A 306-nucleotide genomic window follows, 5' to 3' on the forward strand; every position below is an offset into this window, starting at 1 on the left:
TGGCGCTGCGCTTACCGGGCCTACATGTCGAACGTAGTCCGGGTAAGGCGAAGCCGCCACCCGGCTCAACGATTACTGCACAGGACTCAACGTAATCTCTACGCGACGGTTCTGCGCTTTACCTTCCGCCGTGCTGTTGCTGGCGATGGGGTTCGCCGGACCCATACCCTGAGTGCGAATGCGGTTCGCTGCTACGCCTTGGGTAATCAATGCACTGGCGACGGAGTCGGCACGCTGCTGTGACAGACGCATATTCAAATCCTGGCTGCCCGTGCTGTCGGTGAAGCCCAGCACGTTGACGGCTGT

At 60.5% G+C, this 306-nt stretch carries 1 protein-coding gene; it reads right to left on the bottom strand.

Features of this window, described 5'->3' with window-relative positions; translation table 11 throughout:
• Window positions 1-72: 72 nt before the first annotated feature.
• On the bottom strand, window positions 73-306 hold a 234-nt coding region (locus tag FDX22_RS24070; protein ID WP_146717897.1), incomplete at its 5' end, for an OmpA family protein.

It is taken from the genome of Citrobacter sp. TBCS-14 (genome assembly GCF_005280805.1).
GTDB classification, from domain to species: domain Bacteria; phylum Pseudomonadota; class Gammaproteobacteria; order Enterobacterales; family Enterobacteriaceae; genus Citrobacter; species Citrobacter gillenii.